This window comes from Prochlorococcus marinus str. MIT 9515, from assembly GCF_000015665.1.
Classification (GTDB): Bacteria; Cyanobacteriota; Cyanobacteriia; order PCC-6307; family Cyanobiaceae; genus Prochlorococcus_A; species Prochlorococcus_A marinus_P.
Window position 1 is genome coordinate 1277638 of the sequence record NC_008817.1, and the last position, 20641, is coordinate 1298278.

Sequence of the window (20641 nt, forward strand, 5' to 3'; positions counted from 1 at the left end):
AAAAGATCCATAATAAAATTCTGCTCAAAAATGAAAAAAAAAACCATAAACTTAAAAGAAGCTTCTTTTACTCAGGCAATAAACATATCAGCTCAATGGTGTAAAGAGTGGGGAGAAGATCTTTTAAGCGAAGAAGTGTTAGCAGATAGAATGGCAGAATTAATTAAAACAAAAAATGGATTGAGAGGTTTTTTTGCATATGCTTTGTCAGATCAAGATTGTTATTTATTAGATAAACTACCTTTTTCAGTTGTTTTTAAACTTCAAGAGTGTGGAAAGGATGTAGTCGAAATAGTAATTAAAAATCTAATTATGAGCTCTGCTCAAATCATTGTTCATGATAGAGAAAATAATCTTGAGTATAAATCTAATTCTGAAAACATTTCAGAGAGATGTAAAAGCATCTTACGAGTATTAGATACGAATTATGTGACAAAAAATATCAATCAAATAATGAATGATTTAGACAATCTTGGAAATAGCTTTGATAATTCAAAAAAATATGATGATGAGCAAAAGGAATTTATTAAGCATCAAATTTCCGATATTGCACAATAAAAAAAGCGTAGATAAGATCTACGCTTCCTTCAAATAGACGTTTTGGTTTAAATTTATTTTTTAATTCCTTCTTCCACCACCTTGAAGAGCAATCATCAGTCTTAGAATGAATACAAATAAATTAATGTATGTTAAATACATACCTAGAGCACCAGCAAGATATTGATCGTCACTATATCTTCTCGGCATTGTGTAAAAGTCTAAGAAAGACATTGCAACGAATAAAACTGTTCCGAAACCTGCAATCATAAGTTCAAGTCCTGAACCTCCAAAAATTCCTGGAGCAAAGAAACCACCAATGAGCTGAACAAACATTGCTATTAACAAACCAATCAAGCCTAGTCCAACAACTCCACTAAGAGCTTGTCCAACGCTATCACTCATTCTTTGGCCTGTATATGAGGCTATTACAAAAGTAATTCCTGTTGCTAGTGCAGCAGTACCAACGGATCCAATACCAACTGTTCCAATTGCTAAAGCTACTATCCCGCTCAATGTAAATCCAGTTAACAAGCTGAACCCTGTTAACAAAGGTAAAGCCTTTGCATTATTTGCATTATTTGCCGCACTCGTTGCCACGAAAAACAAAACCAATTCAGCTATTAGAGCAACAAGAGAAAGAGGTTGAAATAATGAAGGATTTGTAGCTATTAATGAGACCCCTCCCAACACTCCCATAGAAGTTAACACCATTCCTCCCCCTACGTAGGGAAGAGCTTTACTTACTACATTTGGTCCAACAATGGAACTAGTTTGAGCATCTCTAATCGCTTGATTAAAATTACTACTTGCTGGCATTTTATACCTTTTTAACTACGCTCATTCTATCTGATTTTTTGCATTTCAGTGTACGGATGACCACAGTAATAGTTTATTTATAGGCCTCAATTATTCTTTGAACCAATGGGTGGCGAACCACATCTTCAACATTTAAATAACAAAACTTTATCCCATCAGTGTTAGAGAAGATTTTTGATGCTTCGACTAGACCGCTTAACTGGTCGTTTTTTAAATCAATTTGTGTGATATCCCCATTCACAACCATCTTTGATCTATCACCTAATCTAGTCAAAAACATTCTCATTTGAGAGGTAGTAGTATTTTGAGCTTCATCTAAAATAATTATAGAATTATCAAGAGTTCTCCCTCTCATAAAGGCTAAAGGTGCAACCTCAATAATGCCTTTATCAATTAATGAATTTGTTTTATCAAATCCAAAGATACTATGCAGAGAATCAAATAAAGGACGTAAGTATGGATCAACTTTTTGCTGTAAATCTCCGGGCAAAAATCCTAAATTTTCACCAGCTTCAACAGCTGGTCTTGTTAAAACAATTTTTTCAATTTTTTTCTCATTTAATAATCTAGCGGCACAAACAGTCGCTAAAAATGTTTTACCTGTGCCAGCTGGACCAATAGCAAAAGTTAAATCAAAGTTCTCTATAGATTCAACATATTCTTTTTGACGTATAGTTCTTGGCCTCAAATATCGCCCCTCTTTTGAACGAGCGAGAATCTTTTTGCCAAGTTCAGCATGAGAAGAAGATTCTCCCATATTCAAAGAACTTAGTGCAGCCTTGAGATCCACTTCTGGGACTTCTAATCCTTGTTCCCAAATTGGTCTTGTTAGCTCTACCAATGCTGAAGCCCTTTCAAGTTTTGGTTTTACTCCATTCATTTCAAGCTGTAGGCCTCTAATAGTTAAGGAGACACCTGTAAGAGATTCAAATTTTTTTAAAAAAGAATTACCCGGGCCAGATAATGCAGTGGCAGCATCCGAATTTGGCAAATCAATTGAGAAGTGACCAGTGTTGGAAACTTCTTTCATTTAATTAATGTATGTGAAGATAAATTAAACAAATTTAGCTTTCAGCTTCTTTATTAGCGCTTTCAGATTCTTTACTCTTAGCCTTCGCAATCTTTTCTTTTTCTAGATTTGCCTTACCAATAGCAATAGAAGGTCTCACTTTTTTTTCTAATAATCCACCCTTTTCTAGTAAAGTTCTAACCACATCAGTGGGTTGTGCTCCCTGAGTAAGTCTGATTCTTAATGCTTCTGTGTCAAGCCTAGTTTCTTTTGTTCTTGGATTGTAAAAACCTAATTCTTGGAGAGGTCTTCCATCTCTTCTGGAAGTACTATTGCATGCAACTATCCTAAAACTTGCTTCTTTTTTCTTTCCAAAGCGCTTAAGGCGCAATTTAATCATTTTAAATTATTAGAGATATATTTAATAATATCATTTAAAGGTAGCTATTTAGAAATTACAAATCCCCAAAACCTTTTTTCTTTTTATTAGATTTTTGCTTTTTTGAAAATTTATTACTATTCCCTCCTCCCATTCCGGGCATTCCTCCCATTCCGGGCATTCCTCCCATTCCGGGCATTCCTCCCATTCCGGGCATTCCTCCCATTCCGGGCATTCCTCCCATTCCGGGCATTCCTCCGTTTGACATTTGTTTCATAAAACCTCTCATTCTTTGAAAATCAGCAAGTACTTTATCCACATCTTTTGCTTGATATCCGCTACCTTGAGCAATTCTTTGTCTTCTAGATGGTTGTGCAGCAAGGACTTCTGGCTTTTGCTTCTCTTCTAAAGTCATAGATGAAATCATTGATTCAATTTTTTTTAGTTGTTCTTCTCCATTTTTTATCATTCCATCATCAATTTTATTCATCCCCGGTATTAATTTTATTAATCCTCCAAGAGATCCCATTCTCTTCATTAATCTCATTTGTTTAACAAAATCATTAAAGTCAAAAGTTGCTTCTTGAAGTTTCTTTTGCATTACCTCTGCATCCGCAAGTTCAACTTCTTTTTGTGCCTTTTCAACAAGTGTTAATACATCCCCCATACCAAGGATTCTGCTTGCCATTCTCTCAGGATGAAATGGCTGCAATGCTTCTATCTTTTCACCAGTTCCGATAAATTTTATGGGTTTTCCACTTATTTTTCTTATTGAAAGCGCTGCGCCACCTCTTGAATCACCATCTAACTTAGTTAATATTGCTCCCGATATTCCAACTTTTTCATGAAATGACTTTGTCAAATCAGCAGCTTCTTGTCCAATCATAGAATCTACAACCAGTAAAACTTCATCTGGATTTGTAACTTCTTTTATTCGAACCATTTCACTCATCATTAATTCATCTATTTGTAATCTTCCTGCAGTATCAACAATTAAGGTATCTACATTATTTTCATTGGCATAAATCAAAGCATCCTTCGCAATTTCTTCAGGCTTACTATCTTTTTCTTTCGCTGAGAAAACTTCTAAATCGTATTGATTACCAATGGTCTTAAGTTGTTCAACAGCTGCAGGTCTATAGATATCAGCTGCTACTAATAAAACCTTTTTTTCCTTTTCCTTCAAATAAAGGCCTAATTTACCTGTTGCTGTTGTTTTACCAGCACCTTGTAAACCTGCCATCAAAATAACTGTAGGAGGGGTCTCTTTTTCGAATAACGGGGAATTCTCATTCCCCATTACATTTATTAATTCTTTATTGACTACCTCTATAAATTTCTGCCCAGGATTAACACCTCTTACAACATCTTCTCCAATAGCTTTGTCTTTTACATCTGAAACAAATTCCTTTACTACCGATAAACTAACATCAGCATCTAATAATGCTTTTTTAACTTGCTTTAAAGCATCATCAATATTATTTTCACTAATTTTTGCTTCACCTCTTAAACCCTTAACAGCGTCTTCAAAGCGTGAAGAGAGTTCATCAAACATTAGTTATACGTGATTTATATGAACATTATAGATGATACTAAAAGCTAATCCTAAACTCCGCTTATGTAATCAACTAATTTCCATGAGTTATTTGAGAAACCTAAAATATATTTAACTTTTAAGAAAGGAGTAAAAGTTGTCTCATTTATCAATTCTCCATCTGTTTTGAATATTTTTTCTGTATATTCCAAGTCAACTGATACTGCTATTCTGGATGCCGTTTGCGTTAAAAGTACAATATTTTTAATATCCGTACTGATATTTTTGTAAATACCTTTTTGAATATCAAGTTGTCTTTCACTGCTTAATCTATTAATCAAATCTTTTTGAACTATTTTTGATAAATTAATTTGACTTTTCCCTGATAGAAAATCACTTTTATTATTAAGCCAATTTTTTATTATGTATTTAATTTGTTCCAATGAGGGAGAAGCAGTAGTTATCTCTTCTCCTAAAAAAGAAATTTTTTCTGTACTACTTGGGATAATAATTTTTGATTTATTGGTATCTTTTTTTTTATCGTTTTGATTTAAATCTTTATTAAGAAAATTAATCTTATTTTCATTTAATAATAATGAGTTATCACTTATTTGGTTTTCTTGTAAAGGTTTTTTGGAAGTATTTCTTAAAAATCCAATACCTAGGCCAAAAGCAAACAAAATTAAAAAAGCATATAGATAAGCTAGATAAGGAGATTTATTAAACATTTTATTCTTCTCTAGGGCTTCCCCAAAAACAAATTTTAATTCAGCTATTTTTTCTATTGCGTATTTATAAAAATCTATAAATTTATTTTTGATAATTTCTTCAGTTTGGCTGTTGTCATCAATAAATTCTTTTTGTTCTTGATCTTGTCTAAATCCCCCAGGAAAAGGGAGTCGTCCTTCTTCAAAATTACTTGAATTAATTTCAGGGGTTGAGTCTAAATCCTCTGAAGATTCTTGAGGTTTAAAATATGTTTGATTTTGTAGCCTTGATTTTAAAATAGTCTTATTTGATTTCTGTTCTAATTGTTCAATGAATTCTTGGATCTCTCTATCTTGAAACCAAGAATCCAAATCGATTTCTTTTAAATCAATATCTCTATACCCAACCAAAACATCATTTTCTAGCCAATTTTTACAAAAAATGCAGATGGCCTCTAACTTCTCTCCTGGATAATTATTTAACCATTCTCTTAACTTATCATCGGAACTACTTAAAAACCTTGCTGAGGATTGATCAATATCTGCCAAAAGTAAATCTAAGCAACCTATCAAAGGCATTGAATCAAGTCCTGATAAATTGAGTTTTTTTAATATTTTTCTTGCTTCAAATAATTTTTCAGGTTTTCTTCTCGCAAAACCTAATGCTGTTAAAGATAAAAAAGCTAAAAAGCCTGCCTCATTTGAACCTCTTTTTTGTAACTCTAAGAATAAATCTATCTGCTCTCGAACAGTTAAAAATGGTTTTATTTGTTGAAAAAAAGATTCAAATTCTTGCTGATTAAGGTAGTTATTATATTCAGATTTATTTTTTCCTTCCAAGCCACCTCTTTTAATTATCAAATTTTCCAACATACTTATACCTTTTTTATGAGACTCATTTTCATTTAAATCTCTACTTAATAAGTCAAGAATTCTATAAGGGAGAAGCGAAACCAAGTCCTCCTCAAGATTTTTCCTTAATTCCCCTAGCTTTCCCATCCTTTGAAGAAGCTGTATACCCTCTTGTAAAAAATCTGCTGCATTGGAATATGATCTTTGCTCTTGTTCTTGAATTGCTGCGTCTCTTGATGTCAAAGCCGATAACAAGGTAAGGTCAGCTTCTCTACTACTACCTAAAGCAGGGGTTTGAGGAGGCTGTAATGCTTTTCTTGTTATTTTGAAGGCCTCTTTAGGAAAACCTGATTCCCAAAGAAGTATTAATCCTGCAACCTCTCTATTCGAAGCTAAATCTAAACCTACAGCTCCGTTAAGCAATAAATTCTCGTATTCTCTTCTACTATCAGGATCTGTAAGTAAATCTGCAGTAAGGCGAAGCAATTCAGATCTTTGAGTTAAAACCTCGTTGGTAAATCCTACATCGGGAGTTTTATCCAAACGTAATTGAAAAGCTCTTAATATTTCCTCAGACGTTGCTGAGGGGCTTACGCCAATTAAACGAAAGTGGTCTAATGGAAGTTCCAAACAAATATCCTATTGAAAATCCTTTAAATGAATTTTATCAATTTATATTTTTTTTTCATAAGGTCTTGGAGAGTTATTAAAAAAAAACATAAAAATTGTCCATTGAAGCTTAGAATGTTAACAAATCAAAACTTCATTAAGGTATTTTCTTGGAAACACACTTAGAGAGAATTTCAAATCTTCAGGATTTCAAAAAAGCGAAGTTAGATCGTGAAACAGGATTATTTCTCTATGAAGATATGACGCTTGGTCGAAGATTTGAAGATAAATGTGCAGAGATGTACTACAGAGGCAAGATGTTTGGATTCGTACATCTTTACAATGGCCAAGAAGCTATTAGCACTGGTGTCATAGGTGCAATGAAAAGGAAGCACGACTGGTTTTGTAGTACCTACCGCGATCATGTTCATGCTCTAAGTGCAGGTGTCCCTTCTTTTGAAGTGATGAGTGAATTATTCGGCAAGGCCACAGGATGCAGTAAAGGCAGAGGCGGTTCTATGCATTTGTTCTCAAAAGAACATCATCTCTTAGGAGGATATGCTTTTATTGGTGAGGGCATTCCAGTTGCTTTAGGGTCAGCTTTTTCAAGTAAATATAAAAAAGTAGTTGCAGGTGACAGCCAAAGCGACTCTGTAACAGCTGCTTTCTTTGGAGATGGGACTTGTAATAATGGGCAGTTTTTTGAATGTTTAAATATGGCTCAATTATGGAAACTTCCAATAATTTTTGTAGTTGAAAACAATAAATGGGCTATAGGCATGGCTCATGACAGAGCTACAAGCGACCCGGAAATATGGAGAAAAGCATCGGCTTTCGGGATGCATGGTGAAGAAGTTGATGGAATGGACGTATTAGCCGTGAGAGGGGCGGCACAAAGAGCAGTAGAAAGAGCTAGAGCAGGTGAGGGTCCTACTCTACTCGAATGCTTAACTTACAGATTTAGAGGTCATTCTTTGGCAGATCCAGATGAATTAAGAGCTGAAGAAGAAAAAGAATTCTGGGGGAAAAGAGATCCTATTAAGAAATTAGCAAAACTTATGATAGAGGGAGATTTTGCGAAAGAAGAGGAATTAAAGAGTATAGAAAAGAAAATAGATTTAGAAATTTCTGAATCTGTTAAAAATGCTCTTGAAGCTCCTGAACCTCCTGCTAATGAATTAACAAAATATATTTGGGCAGAAGATTAAATTAAATTCCACTAGGTAATTTTCTGGTTAAGTTTCTTAATTTTCTAAGAGCCTTCAGTTCTACCTGTCTTACCCTTTCTCTAGAGACTTCAAGTAATCTTCCTATCTCAGCCAAGGTATGTCTCTCGTTTCCATCTAATCCGAATCTCAACTTCAGAACATGCTGTTCTTGCTCACTTAAATGAGTTAACCACTTCCCTAACTGCTCTTGATGCATTTTCTGCTCAACTTGATCTAAGGGCTCTTCATTATTACTATCTGCGATAAGGTCACCTAAGAAACTCCTTCCATCATCTCCATTTACTGGTGCGTCCAAACTGCTAGTAGATAAAGCTTGTCTCAATACAGAATCTAGTTCCTCTACATCAATTTCCATTGCTTCTGCTATTTCAATCCTACTTGGCATTGCACCAAGTTTATGAGCTAACTCCCTACTGACTTTCCTAATAGTGGCTAGTCTCTCACTTAAATGAACAGGTAAACGTATAGTTCTGGATTGACAAGCAATTGCTCTTGTCATACTTTGGCGAATCCACCAAAATGCATATGTAGAAAATTTATATCCTCTTGTAGGATCAAATTTCTCGACAGCTCTCTCTAAGCCTAAAGAGCCTTCTTGTACCAAATCCAAAAGTTCTAATCCTTTACCTTGATATTTTTTCGCAACACTAACAACTAGCCTCAAATTAGCTTTCATCATTCTCTCCTTTGCTCTTCTTCCTATTTTTATTGTTCTTTTTTGTTGAGGGGTAAATTCTTTTGTTTTTTCGTTTAATTGTCCATCTTCAGTGAGAGTCATCATTTTTTGGACTTGGTTACCCAATTCAATTTCCTCAGCAGGTGTTAATAAGGGAACACGGCCAATATTAGAAAGGTACCAACTAATAGGATCATTACCTCTTCTTTTTTGTGGTTCAGTTGATGTTGATACTGATGAAGCCATTTTTATACCTAAATAATGAGGTATTAAAACTTTCCTATACTTTTTAAGAAATACCCGATTACTTAATACCGGCTTCAGATTTCAGGTATAAATTGTGTAGTTATGTGTTTAAAACTATAAAAAACTGGTAATAATTGTTTCTTTCATGACATTTGTCTCGCTTTTGTTTTTCTCATTAATTTAGATAATTCATCTCCTATTACTGATGAAGTTGATCCTTTTTTACACTTTGATGCAGCTATAGAGTGTAAAAATACATATTTTGCTAAAGATTCAGTCTTAATAAGATTACTTGGATGAGATAGGTCTATTGATGAACATCCACCAATAAATCCAGATAAAAGATCTCCTAAACCTGCTCTTGCAGTCTCAGCATCAGTTTCACAAAGTTGCCATGCTCTTTCATAATTAGCAATGACGCTATTTGCACCTTTTAATAAAATACTAATATTAAATTCTTTAGCTGCCTTTATAGCTAATTCAACCCTGTTCGTACTATCCATCTCAGGGAATAACCTTAAAAACTCTTTATTATGTGGAGTAATCCAAGTTTGAGACTTTCTTTCTAAGAAGAATTTAGATCCCAAATTCGATTTAGAAATTCTGTTAAGTGCATCCGCATCAAGAATTAATAAACCTTTAAAACCTAATAAGTATTCCGTTGATTTTTCCCAGTCACCATAATTTAATCCAATTCCTGGGCCAATAACTATTGAATCATAACAAGAAAGATCAATGTTCTTTAAGGCATCAAATAAAATTGAATTTCCATCAAGATCACTTTTAAGTCTTCCTTTTATCACTACTTCTGGTTCTACTTGCCAAATAGATTTTGCCACCAATTCAGGGAGGATTGCGGATACAAATCCTGCTCCACTCGAAATAGCTCCTTTAATTGCTAAACGTGCCGCCCCAGGATACTTTTCACTTCCCGCAATTAATAATGATCTACCTCGCTTGTATTTACTAGAATTTTTAGGTAATAAAGGCAGATTAATCGTTTTTAAATCTTCAAGAGTAATTTTTGTGATCTGACTTTTTAATTTAGATAATTGATCTTTAGTTATACCTATATCAATGTGATGTAATTCGCCAACATAAGCTAATGCAGTGTCTTGTAATAATCCAATCTTGTTAAGTCCTATAACTAAACTATAGTTAGCTTTTACAGCATTTTGTGAGAAGGGTTTTCCGGAATTAGGACAGAGCCCCGTTGGAACATCCACGCTTACAACCTTGCCAGATTTTTTATTAAATTTTTTATTAAGTAATTCAATTAATTCCTCATCAACTTTTCTTTTTTGATTATTACCAAAAATAGCGTCAATCCATAAATGTTTTTCATCAGGATTAGGTGGTTCTAATAATTTTTCAACTCCAATAGTTGTAAGATAATTTACATAATTAATTGTTAATGTTTTTTTTAGAGGAAATGGGCACCATAATTTAACTAGATATCCCTTTAAAAAAAGCTCTTTAGCAATTACTGCCCCATCCCCACCATTATGTCCTGGACCTATCAAAACTATTACTCCCTTATTTAAAAGAAATTTTCTTTTCAAAAGCCATCTAGATATCTGAATCCCAGCCTTTTCCATCAATGCCTCTTGAGGCATTCCTTTTGAAAACATTCGATTCTCTAGATCCAACATTTGCTTTGAATAAACAACTAGATGTTTAGAGTCAATTGTTGGCCATCCAATTTCTTTCATAATTAGTTCAAAGCTATTTAAAAGTATTCAAAATTTTTTAAATTCCATGTTAAAGACTCTAAAGGATAAAAAATTAGAAAACTGTTCCTCTATTAATAATAAATCCAAAAAACAAAAACATATTGTAGTTGGTCTTTCAGGTGGAGTAGATAGTTCCTTATCAGCGGCTCTTCTCATGGAAGATGGTTGGAAAGTTGAAGGCCTAACTCTTTGGTTAATGAAAGGAGAAGGTTCTTGCTGTTCTGAAGGATTAGTTGACGCAGCTGGTCTATGTGAAGATTTAGGAATTCAACATAATATATTAGATTCGAGAGTAATTTTTGAAAGGGAAGTAATTAAAAAGACTACAGAGGGATATGAATCGGGCTATACTCCACTTCCATGCTCGATGTGCAATAAGAATGTAAAATTTGAAGAAATGCTCAAATTTGTTATCAAACAAAAAGAGTTTACTTATATTGCTACTGGTCACTACGCAAGGGTTATAAAAAGTTCTTGCGAACACATCAACAACTCTGAGAATTTCCAATTCAAGGATTTCTTACTCCTAAGGGGGGCTGATAGAAATAAAGATCAGAGTTATTTTCTTTATAGTCTTTCCCAAGAAGTATTAAGCAGATTAATACTTCCACTAGGAGATCTTAAAAAAGAAGAAACAAGAAAAGAGGCCTTAAGATTAGGACTTAGAACTGCAAAAAAACCAGAAAGTCAAGATCTATGTTTAGTTGAACATTATGGATCTATGCAGAAATTTATTGATAATCATGTAAAAACGAAAAATGGTGAAATCAAACATATAAATGGAAAAACTCTTGGCACTCATAATGGAATTCAACATTTCACAATTGGGCAAAGAAAAGGTTTGGGTATTGCATGGCCAGAGCCCTTGTACGTAGAAAGTTTAGATAAACAAAAAAATATAGTATATGTCGCGAACAAAAATGACCTTTTAAAAAGAGAAGCCATAATTAAAGAAGTTAACTGGGTATCAATTGAAGCGCCTATAAAAGAGATAGAAGTAGAAGCACAAATAAGATATAGGAGCGAACCAGTAAAAGGAATTTTAGTTCCTTTAAAAAGTAAAGATAATTTGACTAAAAGGTTTAAATTAATTTTCGAAGATAACCAAAGCTCAGTCACTCCTGGTCAAGCTGCAGTTTTCTATAAAGGTGAAATTCTATTAGGGGGCGGATTAATTAGTGAATTTTCCAAAAAATAAATTTAATCCGACTAAAAATAAAAATAATAAAAACAAAGGCCTTTCCCCATACCTTGTGTAGAAAGTTTTTACTTTAGAGAAATTAGGATTTACAACTTCATTTTGCTCAGTATTAGGATCAAATAGTTTAATTACTCTTCCTTCTTCACTTATTATTCCGGAGGGGCCAGTATTTGAAACAATCACATTATCTTTTTTATTTTCTATACTTCTTAAACTTGCCAAAGAAATGAATTGATCATGAAGCTTGGTTGGATAAGGATCTAAGTTGGCTACAGAAATTATTAGTTCTGCGCCACTTTTTACAGCATTTCGTATTTTAAATTCATCACTAATTTCGTAACAAATGGCTATTGCAAGTGGCGGAGTGAATTTCCATTCAAATAATCTTGAATTTGGGCCTGGTTGAATACCTCCGACTGCAGAAAGTCCTTTAGAGAAAATATTTAAGAATCTTGGAACTTTCTCCCCCAAAGGTACAAGTCTATTTTTATCAATGAATGATGAATGGGTTTTATCTCCAACTTGATATCCAAGCAATGAACTTCTTAGGCCATTTGCAGAGTTTCTAAAACCTCCTGCTAACATTTCAATTTTACTTTTGAAAGATAAATTGAAATTATTATTGAAAGTTCCTTCAGGAGTAATAAGGAGTTTTGCTTTATTAGATAAAGCAATTTTTTGAGCAGCAATCAATCTATCATTCATAAATTCATTATTAAAATAAATTTTCTCTCTTGTGGGCATGTTAGGTTGCCATAGAGCTACGGGAAAGTCATTATTTCTATCAATTGGTTTTGTTAGGCCTCCAATAAAATGTAAAATGACAATTATCAAAAGCCCAAAAAGGATTGTTTTTTTTAAATGATATTTTCTTTTCCATTTCTCATAAATCAAATATAACCAAAAACCTATAATTAATTGCACTATACATAAACCACTTGCACCAATCCATCTTGCTAAACCAGCAAGATACATGTCTCCTGGAACTATTCCTTCGCCTAAACCTATCCAAAAAAGAGGCGTTTGGGAAAGAATGAATTCTCCTATACCCCAGGAAAAAGATAACAATAAAACTTTTGTAATTAATGGTAAAAAGTTCATTTCAGAAATATTTTTTTTGAGATAAATTATCCTGCTTAAAAGACCCCATAAAGAGACCAATATTCCTCCAATCAAAGAACAACCTAACAATATTGAAATGGCGATAATAAAACTTGATATCGAGGAAAAACCTAGCCAGGTCAATGGGTGAAGTTCAAGAAGCCAAGAATGACTTACTAAAATAAAGAAAAACCCCCAAATAAAGTTTGCTAATTTTTTATCATTTCCACTCCATAAAATAAACAATGATATTGGCATGAAAAACAACCACAATTGATTTGAGGTAGCAATTCCTCCGAAGACACCTCCCAAACACGGGTAAAAATAACTATTAAACTTTTTGTGTTGAGTGTTGTTTAACAATATAAAATTTCTAAATTAATTTTTTAAAAAACATAAATTATTGTACCTTTTTCTGTAGTATTAAATGTAGTAACTTTTTAAATTCAGTGAAAGAAGTTTTAATTAGTTTTACGATTTTTGTATTTTGCATTTCATTAACTCTTTTTAGTCAATTTAATTCTCCTCAAGTTGTTAATGCATCTGAATCAAAAACTGAAATCGTAAATAAAATACCTACTACAAAATCATCTAATGTTTCGAATACCAACATATTCGAACTAGACCCATCTGACCCAAACCCAATACTTTTTGCCATGGTTGAAGAAACACAAGAAGACAGCAACTCTAGAACTACAGAAAGTGGATTGATTATTTTAGATATGGTTAAAGGAGAGGGAGATGAAGCTAACTCAGGACAAACAGTTACTGTTAATTATACTGGAATTCTAGAGGATGGAACCCAATTTGATACCAGTATTGGTAGGGCGCCATTCAGTTTCCCATTAGGTGCTGGAAGAGTAATTAAGGGTTGGGATGAAGGAGTAGCTGGAATGAAAGTAGGAGGGAAAAGAAAATTAACAATACCTCCTGAATTAGGTTACGGAACAAGAGGAGCTGGAAATGTAATTCCTGCAAATGCAACTTTAATTTTTGAAGTTGAATTATTAAAAGTCAATTAAAGTAAGAAATAACATCCAAAACTTTTCAATTTAGTTAAACAACAAGTAAGATATATTCAGTTATACAAAAACGAATGTTAACTAAATTATTAAATTCTTTTTTAAATAAAAATTCTAAATTGGAAGTTCATGCTCATTGTGACGGGCCATGTGGCGTTTATGATCCCGCTTCTGCAAGAGTTGCTGCAGAAGCAGTATTGGCAATGACCAAGAAGCTTCTTGCGCTTACTCCTCCTTCAAGTACTGACTCGGGAGATTGGGCTGCTTACAGTAATACCTTTTCCAGGTTTGTCGCAGTTAAAGAAGAACAGGCTAAAGAAACTAAAAAAGAAATTTTAATTTTGTGGACAGATTATTTCAAGCCAGTTCACTTAGAAACTTATCCAGAACTATATGAGACAATTTGGAAAGCAGCAAAATTATGTAGTGCTTGCAAAGTAAATATCGATTTAACTCAAGCAGAAGAGTTAATGAATTATGTAGAAAAAATACATACTATTTTTTGGGAATCTAAAGGAAGAAGTGATGCTTTCGTAAAAGCAAGCTAGTTTATCATTTTAAAAAACTTTTTAGATTTAATTGCATTTTTTTTCGGATTAAGAAAAACAGCAATTGTATGCGGTAATTCTATGCTTCCTACTTTAAAAGAAAGTGATATAGTTTTTTTTAAAAAATATATTAAAAACAAATCACTCTTAAAAGTGGGTCAAATAGTTATTTTCTATCATCCTCTTAAAAACATAAAGCTGATTAAAAGGATAGGTAAAATTAGTAAAAATAGTATCGAAGTTTTTGGGGATAATATTGAATATAGTGATGACAGCAATAAATTTGGTTCTATTAGCAATGAAAAAATTATTGGAATAGTTACTTCTAGTATTAAAAAAATCTTTTAGGTCAAAAAAAGAGCAGTACTCTTTTGCACCCAAAATAAGCCCATAGAAAAAGATAAGCCCCCAGCAAAAGCTATTAACCTTCTAAGAAATTTTTGCCCTGTATTTAAAGTTGTTAAAGATATTAGACCAGTAAATAAAATCATACTTGCTAAAGAACCAATCAAATACGATATCAAATAAGCAGACGCACTAATAAGCGGTAAAGCTAATGCTGGAAGTACTGCAAGAATATGAGAACCGCCTGCTAAACCATGAAGGAGACCTAAACCTGTCAATGCATGTGAATGTTTATTATCCTTTTTTTTTGCTTCACTATGAAAATGAAGATGATGATGAGCTACGCCATTATGTTGATGAGAATGAGAGTGAATATTTAAAGGTAAAGAATTTTTTATGGCAAAGACTCCAACAATAAGAAGTGAGATTCCAACAAAAAATTCAGCAAAGTTAGAAAATTTACTTAAAGGGGTAATATCCTTTATGAAAACTGCTAGAACAGCTAAAAATATCACTCCTGAAGAATGTCCTAAACCCCATGAGATACTATTTTTTGCTGCAATTTTTGGACTTGTAATTGCTGATGGTGCCATGGCAATAAGATGATCAGCACCACTTACTACATGAACAAATCCAGCAATGATTCCAGTTACTATTACAACCTGCATTTATAAATAAAATACAACCTTATAATACTCAGATTTATAGCACAAATATCAACCCTAAATTAAATTGATTTAAATAATTTTTTAAAAGAGTGTTCAATATCACATTCCCTCATAAACCTTTCTCCAATTAAAACTCCCTTAATTCCAATTGAAACAAGCTTTTTTAACTCTTCAGAGTTGTTTATTCCAGATTCACTAATAGGAATAATATTATGTTTTGAAAATATATCGGAATATTTACTCATCATTTCTATTGATGTTTTTAGATCAGTTTTAAAAGTCTTCAAGTCTCTATTATTAATTCCTATTAAATCAAATAATTTAAAACTCAATATTCTTTTAAGTTCTTGCTCATCATGAACTTCAACTAAAACACTCATCCCTAAATTGTCTGCAATTTTCTTCAAATAAAATAAATCATCATCGCTTAATATTGCGGCAATTAATAATATTGCATCAGCACCAGATACTCTCGCTTTATATATTTGATAAGCAGAAATAATAAAATCTTTGCAGAGCAAAGGCAGATTAGTAGCTCCTCGGACATCTTGAAGTATTTCATAACTCCCTTGAAAAAATCTTTTATCAGTAAGCACAGAGATACATGAGGCCCCAGATCTTTCATAACTAAAAGCAATTTCATTTGGTCTAAAGTCTTCTCTAATCACCCCTTTACTAGGACTAGCTTTTTTAATCTCAGCAATTACTCCCGGTTTGATTTTGGATTGTAAAATACTTTTACCAAAATCTTTTGTTGGGGGAAGTTTATCAAGCTTTTTTATCAGATCTTCAAGTGAGACTATTTTCTTGAAATTCTTGATTTCAATATCTTTGTACCAAACAATTTCTTCAAGAATATTTTTTGCTTTTGCCTCTCTATGAGGAACGGCATACTCTAAATTTTCTACCCTAACTGTTGGATTTGGTGGCCTACGTCTTATTTCCATAAAAAATCAATTACTTTACTTGAGAAGCTGCCTGTTTATAGGCGACCTCAACGACTTCACTAAGAGTAGGGTGAGTATGTACTTCAGAAGCTAGCTGAATTACATCTTGATTTCTAGAGATCGCATTTGCAATTTCTTGAATCAAATCAGCTGCATGCATTCCAAAGATGTGCGCGCCTAATACTTTTCCACTATCTTTATTGAAAAGTAACTTAAGAATTCCATCGCTTTCTAATTCTGCTAGTGCCTTGGAATTAGCTTTAAAATAGCTTTTCACAACCCCTAAAGTAAAATCTTCTTTAATTGCTTTTTCTTTAGCATCAGTTTCAGATAGGCCTACTGAACTTATCTCAGGGTGAGTAAATGTTGCAGCTGGAATACTTCCATAATTAATCTCAATATTTTTTCCACATATATTATCAACAGCTATTGTTCCTTGAGCTGCTGCTGTATGGGCGAGCATAAGTTTACCAGTAACATCACCAACGGCCCAAACATTAGGAATTATTTTTTTACCATTTATCACTCTCATTTGATCATCAATAGGAATATAACCTTTAACAGTTTCGATACCAACTGAATCAAGATTTAGATTCTTACTATTAGGACTCCTGCCAGTAGCCACAAGAACGGCATCAACTTCTAAGTTCTCAACAATTTCCTTTGATTTTGCATCCGTAAGTTCTATCTTTACGGGGCATCCGGGTGTGATCTTAGTCGCAAATACATTAGACTTAGTGTCAATATCTCTTGATTGAATTAGATTTTTCTTAGCTATTTTTGTAATATCAGGGTCAAAGGTGGGCATTATATTTTCTAAAGCCTCGATCATGGTCACTTCACAACCTAGAGCAGTATATACATCGGCGAATTCTAAACCTATATATCCACTTCCAATAATAGCTATCCATCTTGGGAGCCATTCAAGTTTAACTGCTTCATCACTTGTGAAAACTGTTCTATTATCTAAATTTATTCCGGGAGGTACAAAAGGAGAAGAACCTGAAGCAATAACTGTATTTTTACATGTAAAGATCTTATCAATTCCATTCTTATCTCTTACTCCTACTTTTTGATTACCCTCAAGTCTTCCAAATCCTAAGATAATTTCAACTCCACTTCTTTTTAGAGTTTTTGTTAAATTTTCTCTTACATTTGAGACTAAGTTATTAGCATGATCAGCAATCTTTGATCTTTCGAATCTGACAGGTGAAGCATGAATACCGAACCTTGATAAATGTTCATAATTGGCTATTTCTCTAACTTTTCCACTTGCTGCCAAAAGAGCTTTCGAAGGCACGCACCCTTTATTTACACAAGTGCCTCCCATATCTCCAGACTCAACGATAGCAACTTTAAGACCTTTGCCTGCAGCATGTTTGGCTGCATCAAACCCTCCATACCCTGCGCCAATTACTATTAAATCAAAGTCAAAATTTAAATCAGTCACTTTTGTATTCTTGAATTAGAAATATATGCGACTCTTTTTCGTTCAAGTAATAACGGAACTGCAACACAAGCCACATTCAATGATTCTACAAGCTCACTATGCGGAATAGTAATTGTTTCAGTAAAAGCTTCTTGAATTCTTTCATGAATCCCATTACCTTCATTACCCAATATAAGTGCAGTTGGTTTAGACCAATCAATTTCCCAATACGGTTTTTGAGATTTATCAGGATTTTTATTATGGCTACTTGTAGAAATTATTTGAAACCCATTTTTCGAAAATTGATCTAATGACGTCAATAATGAATTAATTATTTCTTCTTCACCTCCATCAAATCTTTTAAATGGTAGATGAAAAACAGATCCACTAGAAGCTCTTAATACCTTTTGCCCTAATGGATTCGCCCCTCCTGCCAATAAAACCTTGTTAACCCCAGCAGCTAAAGCTGTTCTAAAAAGGTTCCCCATATTCCCGGGATCTTGTATCCTATCAAGAACTAGCATAAAGTCATCTTCATTATTAATTTCAAAATTAAGTATTGATGAACTCTGCACCAAAGCTGCTACTCCATCTGGATTTTTTGTGGACACTGCTGACGCTAAAACTTCTTCTGAAACGACAATTATTAAAGATGGATCAAATTTTTGTGAAAGTTCCTCATTTTTATAAAGCCATTTTTCAGTAGTTAAAATTTTTGAAGGATAATTACCAGACTTAATAATTTCTTCGATCAAATGAGTGCCTTCAATACAAAAATAATCTTTATCTTTTGTATTAGATCCTTTTTTAAATGATCTAAATCTTTTAACTAAAGCATTACTTTTACTAGTGATTTTTGGATAAATATTTTCTATAATAATTAAGGATAATTTTGATGTTAAATACATCTTAGTTACTTAAATATTTTGATCAATTATTTTTTTAAAATCTTAATTCTTAGCAAATTATATCTATACCCTTTACTATTACTTAATATTCTACACGTTACAGAAGCTGGACTTCCTATACTAATTTTGTCATCATTAAACCAATAAAAATTTTTCTTAATGGTTTGCGAAAGCAACAATAAGTCATATCTTAAATCCCAAAATTTAAAGATTATTGGCAAAAATAGCTTAAGAGGGAATGTAAAAATAAGTGGTGCAAAGAATTCTGCATTAGTATTACTTGCAGCATCATTACTAACTGACGAAAAAATCATTTTAGATAATGTTCCTCTTCTGACTGATATTGAGAAAATGGGTAATATTCTTAAGAATTTAGGAGTAAAATTACATAATAAAGATCATCAATTAATAATTGATTCAAAAAATATATCCATACAAGAACTTCCATATGAGCTTGTAAATGGATTAAGAGCTAGTTTCTTTTGTATAGGAGCATTATTAACAAGATTTGGAAAGGCTTCACTACCTTTACCCGGTGGCTGTAATATTGGTGAAAGACCTATAAACGAGCACATAAATGGGCTAAGGGCACTAGGTGCAGAAATTATTATTGAAAAAGAAGTCGTAAAAGCAAAACTAATCAAGAAGAAAAGTAAACTATTTGGTGCAAATATCAGATTAAATTGTCCCAGTGTTGGAGCTACTGAAACATTAATAATGGCAGCATCCTTAGCAGAAGGTAGAACTATAATAGAAAATGCGGCAAGGGAGCCTGAAATACAAGACTTATGTCAGATGTTAAATAAAATGGGTGCAAAAATTTATGGTGCAGGTAAAGAAAAAATAATTATTGATGGAGTTCAAAAACTTCATGGATGTTCTCACAAAGTAATTCCTGATAGAATAGAAGCTGGAACTTTTTTAATAGCAGCTGCTGCAACTTCATCCTCAATTACAATCTCTCCAGTAATCCCAAATCACTTAGAGGCAGTATTAAATAAGTTAGAAGAGAGTGGAAGTAAAATAGAAAAAAAAGGAAATTCGATTTCAATATCTGGGAAAAGTATCAAAGCTGTAAAAATCAAAACTGCTCCATTTCCAGGATTTCCTACAGACCTTCAAGCTCCATTCATGGCTCTTATGACTATAGCTAAAGGAACATCAATGATCTCTGAAAGAATTTTTGAAAACAGAATGCATCACGTTAACCTATTAAATCAAATGGGGGCTGCCATAACAGTGGATGACAATACAGCGATTATAAATGGAGTTAAGAAATTAAAAGGAATGAATTTAGTTGGTTCAGACTTGAGATCCTCAGCCGCGTTAATAATAGCTGCTTTAATTTCTGAAAATATTAGTCATATTTATGGTCTTGAGCATTTAGACAGAGGATATGAAAACTTTGAGTTTAAGTTAACCAAACTAGGAGCAAAAATCATAAGAGAAGTTGACGGTGGAATACAAACAAAATCGAAGAATTCTTCTGAGATTCACCCTACCAAAAATTTAGATATAAATTTTAATGTTGCCTAGTTCAAACATAAGCTACGTTTGCTAACGAAACACACCCTAAAAATATAAAAGATAATACTAAAAAACGAACTGACCAATATTTATTTAAACCTTTGATATTTAAATTTTTCATACCCAAGTACCATTGCTAGAACCGAAAGCTGTAAGAATTGCTACTGCTATAAAAAGGTATGGAGCAAACTTGAAGGATAAATTTTGAGTTTTGTTTTTTGTCTTAAAGGATGTCATCTTTACTCTGTAATTACAAAGGAATATAACATAATACAACTATTTGTGAAGCTTAATTTAGTCAAATCCTTACAATATCCCAGATAAGTACCAATAATGTGTCGAAACTGTGTAGGAGTTCACATTTTTTGCAAATATTGCCTTCGAAAGATTTTCGATTTAAAGCTTCATTTTTATATCGTTGATTATTTCTACTGATTGATAAACAAACAAGATAAATTTGTATAAAGCAGAGAAAGTAGTCAATAAATTAAATTTTGTTATAATAAAAAAGTTGTTTATTCTTCAAAAGCCTTGGGAGCGTGGTGGAATTGGTAGACGCACCGCACTCAAAATGCGGCACCTTCGGGTTTGTCGGTTCAAGTCCGACCGCTCCCA

19 protein-coding genes and 1 tRNA gene are annotated in these 20641 nt (G+C 32.9%); 8 read left to right on the plus strand and 12 right to left on the minus strand.

Translation table 11 applies throughout. The features are described from left to right. Positions 1 to 30 precede the first annotated feature (30 nt). Positions 31 to 558 (plus strand): hypothetical protein, encoded by a 528-nt coding sequence (locus tag P9515_RS06955; protein ID WP_011820747.1) that lies wholly within the window; start codon positions 31 to 33, stop codon positions 556 to 558. 60 nt (positions 559 to 618) lie between these two features. On the opposite strand, the gene P9515_RS06960 is transcribed toward P9515_RS06955, so the two are convergent. The 5 genes from P9515_RS06960 to P9515_RS06980 form a co-directional block, all read right to left on the minus strand. Continuing rightward, positions 619 to 1356, minus strand: a complete 738-nt coding sequence (locus P9515_RS06960; RefSeq protein ID WP_011820748.1) for a Bax inhibitor-1/YccA family protein — start codon at positions 1354 to 1356, stop codon at positions 619 to 621. Between the two features lie 73 nt (positions 1357 to 1429). Then, complete coding sequence (locus P9515_RS06965; protein WP_011820749.1) at positions 1430 to 2386, minus strand: PhoH family protein; 957 nt, start codon at positions 2384 to 2386, stop codon at positions 1430 to 1432. A 34-nt stretch (positions 2387 to 2420) separates the two neighbouring features. Further along, a complete protein-coding gene (rpsP, locus tag P9515_RS06970) occupies positions 2421 to 2765 on the minus strand; it encodes a 30S ribosomal protein S16 (RefSeq protein WP_011820750.1) in 345 nt (114 codons plus the stop codon). Between the two features lie 55 nt (positions 2766 to 2820). After that, positions 2821 to 4299, minus strand: coding sequence for a signal recognition particle protein (ffh, locus tag P9515_RS06975; RefSeq protein WP_011820751.1), 1479 nt, complete (start codon positions 4297 to 4299; stop codon positions 2821 to 2823). Between the two features lie 50 nt (positions 4300 to 4349). Next, positions 4350 to 6467: an IMS domain-containing protein gene (locus P9515_RS06980; protein WP_011820752.1), complete on the minus strand. Its 2118-nt coding sequence runs from the start codon at positions 6465 to 6467 to the stop codon at positions 4350 to 4352. 149 nt (positions 6468 to 6616) lie between these two features. Here P9515_RS06980 and pdhA point away from each other — a divergent pair, with 149 nt between their 5' ends. Next, positions 6617 to 7654 carry a pyruvate dehydrogenase (acetyl-transferring) E1 component subunit alpha gene (gene pdhA, locus P9515_RS06985; protein WP_011820753.1) on the plus strand — a complete coding sequence of 346 codons (1038 nt, stop codon included), beginning with the start codon at positions 6617 to 6619 and terminating at the stop codon, positions 7652 to 7654. 1 nt (position 7655) lies between these two features. Here pdhA and P9515_RS06990 read toward each other — a convergent pair whose 3' ends face one another. Together P9515_RS06990 and P9515_RS06995 are read right to left on the minus strand one after the other, a co-directional pair. Further along, complete coding sequence (locus P9515_RS06990; protein WP_011820754.1) at positions 7656 to 8597, minus strand: RpoD/SigA family RNA polymerase sigma factor; 942 nt, start codon at positions 8595 to 8597, stop codon at positions 7656 to 7658. A gap of 143 nt (positions 8598 to 8740) precedes the next feature. Further along, on the minus strand, positions 8741 to 10309 hold the full coding sequence (locus P9515_RS06995) for a bifunctional ADP-dependent NAD(P)H-hydrate dehydratase/NAD(P)H-hydrate epimerase (protein WP_011820755.1): 1569 nt from the start codon (positions 10307 to 10309) through the stop codon (positions 8741 to 8743). Between the two features lie 46 nt (positions 10310 to 10355). Between P9515_RS06995 and mnmA the strand changes: the two genes are divergently transcribed. Beyond that, positions 10356 to 11528: a tRNA 2-thiouridine(34) synthase MnmA gene (gene mnmA, locus P9515_RS07000; RefSeq protein WP_011820756.1), complete on the plus strand. Its 1173-nt coding sequence runs from the start codon at positions 10356 to 10358 to the stop codon at positions 11526 to 11528. Here mnmA and P9515_RS07005 read toward each other — a convergent pair. Then, positions 11502 to 12944, minus strand: a complete 1443-nt coding sequence (locus P9515_RS07005) for a carbon-nitrogen hydrolase family protein (protein WP_225867082.1) — start codon at positions 12942 to 12944, stop codon at positions 11502 to 11504. The genes mnmA and P9515_RS07005 overlap by 27 nt on opposite strands. 137 nt (positions 12945 to 13081) lie before the next feature. On the opposite strand from P9515_RS07005, the gene P9515_RS07010 reads away from it, so the two are divergent. The 3 genes from P9515_RS07010 to sodX all read left to right on the plus strand — a co-directional run bounded on the left by P9515_RS07010 (position 13082) and on the right by sodX (position 14550). Continuing rightward, entirely contained in the window at positions 13082 to 13654 is a 573-nt protein-coding gene (locus tag P9515_RS07010) for an FKBP-type peptidyl-prolyl cis-trans isomerase (protein WP_011820758.1), read from the plus strand. 74 nt (positions 13655 to 13728) lie between these two features. Further along, positions 13729 to 14202, plus strand: coding sequence for a superoxide dismutase, Ni (gene sodN / locus P9515_RS07015; protein WP_011820759.1), 474 nt, complete (start codon positions 13729 to 13731; stop codon positions 14200 to 14202). 81 nt (positions 14203 to 14283) lie between these two features. Further along, entirely contained in the window at positions 14284 to 14550 is a 267-nt protein-coding gene (sodX, locus tag P9515_RS07020) for a nickel-type superoxide dismutase maturation protease (RefSeq protein WP_011820760.1), read from the plus strand. Here the strand turns inward: sodX and P9515_RS07025 are convergent. The 4 genes from P9515_RS07025 to P9515_RS07040 are packed head-to-tail and all read right to left on the minus strand — an operon-like array spanning position 14547 to position 18499. Continuing rightward, on the minus strand, positions 14547 to 15215 hold the full coding sequence (locus tag P9515_RS07025; RefSeq protein WP_011820761.1) for a hypothetical protein: 669 nt from the start codon (positions 15213 to 15215) through the stop codon (positions 14547 to 14549). The two genes, sodX and P9515_RS07025, sit on opposite strands and share 4 nt — an antisense overlap. 59 nt (positions 15216 to 15274) lie before the next feature. Then, positions 15275 to 16162, minus strand: coding sequence for an indole-3-glycerol phosphate synthase TrpC (trpC, locus tag P9515_RS07030; RefSeq protein WP_011820762.1), 888 nt, complete (start codon positions 16160 to 16162; stop codon positions 15275 to 15277). Positions 16163 to 16172: 10 nt separating this feature from the next. Continuing rightward, positions 16173 to 17612 (minus strand): dihydrolipoyl dehydrogenase, encoded by a 1440-nt coding sequence (gene lpdA / locus P9515_RS07035; protein ID WP_011820763.1) that lies wholly within the window; start codon positions 17610 to 17612, stop codon positions 16173 to 16175. Continuing rightward, entirely contained in the window at positions 17609 to 18499 is an 891-nt protein-coding gene (locus P9515_RS07040; protein ID WP_011820764.1) for a TrmH family RNA methyltransferase, read from the minus strand. The genes lpdA and P9515_RS07040 overlap by 4 nt, the downstream gene beginning before the upstream one ends. A 159-nt stretch (positions 18500 to 18658) precedes the next feature. Between P9515_RS07040 and murA the strand changes: the two genes are divergently transcribed. Both murA and P9515_RS07050 read left to right on the plus strand, forming a co-directional pair. Next, a complete protein-coding gene (gene murA / locus P9515_RS07045; RefSeq protein WP_011820765.1) occupies positions 18659 to 20035 on the plus strand; it encodes a UDP-N-acetylglucosamine 1-carboxyvinyltransferase in 1377 nt (458 codons plus the stop codon). Positions 20036 to 20559: 524 nt separating this feature from the next. After that, positions 20560 to 20641: transfer RNA gene (locus tag P9515_RS07050), tRNA-Leu, on the plus strand.

Bases quoted from the DNA above. Each gene is read 5' to 3' on its own strand.
- P9515_RS06990 (WP_011820754.1), bottom strand. From the start codon at position 8,597: ATGGCTTCATCAGTATCAACATCAACTGAACCACAAAAAAGAAGAGGT.
- P9515_RS06965 (WP_011820749.1), bottom strand. From the start codon at position 2,386: ATGAAAGAAGTTTCCAACACTGGTCACTTCTCAATTGATTTGCCAAAT.
- P9515_RS07040 (WP_011820764.1), bottom strand. From the start codon at position 18,499: ATGTATTTAACATCAAAATTATCCTTAATTATTATAGAAAATATTTAT.
- P9515_RS07025 (WP_011820761.1), bottom strand. From the start codon at position 15,215: ATGCAGGTTGTAATAGTAACTGGAATCATTGCTGGATTTGTTCATGTA.
- murA (WP_011820765.1), top strand. From the start codon at position 18,659: ATGGTTTGCGAAAGCAACAATAAGTCATATCTTAAATCCCAAAATTTA.
- rpsP (WP_011820750.1), bottom strand. From the start codon at position 2,765: ATGATTAAATTGCGCCTTAAGCGCTTTGGAAAGAAAAAAGAAGCAAGT.
- mnmA (WP_011820756.1), top strand. From the start codon at position 10,356: ATGTTAAAGACTCTAAAGGATAAAAAATTAGAAAACTGTTCCTCTATT.
- trpC (WP_011820762.1), bottom strand. From the start codon at position 16,162: ATGGAAATAAGACGTAGGCCACCAAATCCAACAGTTAGGGTAGAAAAT.
- ffh (WP_011820751.1), bottom strand. From the start codon at position 4,299: ATGTTTGATGAACTCTCTTCACGCTTTGAAGACGCTGTTAAGGGTTTA.
- P9515_RS06995 (WP_011820755.1), bottom strand. From the start codon at position 10,309: ATGAAAGAAATTGGATGGCCAACAATTGACTCTAAACATCTAGTTGTT.
- P9515_RS06960 (WP_011820748.1), bottom strand. From the start codon at position 1,356: ATGCCAGCAAGTAGTAATTTTAATCAAGCGATTAGAGATGCTCAAACT.
- P9515_RS06955 (WP_011820747.1), top strand. From the start codon at position 31: ATGAAAAAAAAAACCATAAACTTAAAAGAAGCTTCTTTTACTCAGGCA.
- sodX (WP_011820760.1), top strand. From the start codon at position 14,284: ATGCTTCCTACTTTAAAAGAAAGTGATATAGTTTTTTTTAAAAAATAT.
- sodN (WP_011820759.1), top strand. From the start codon at position 13,729: ATGTTAACTAAATTATTAAATTCTTTTTTAAATAAAAATTCTAAATTG.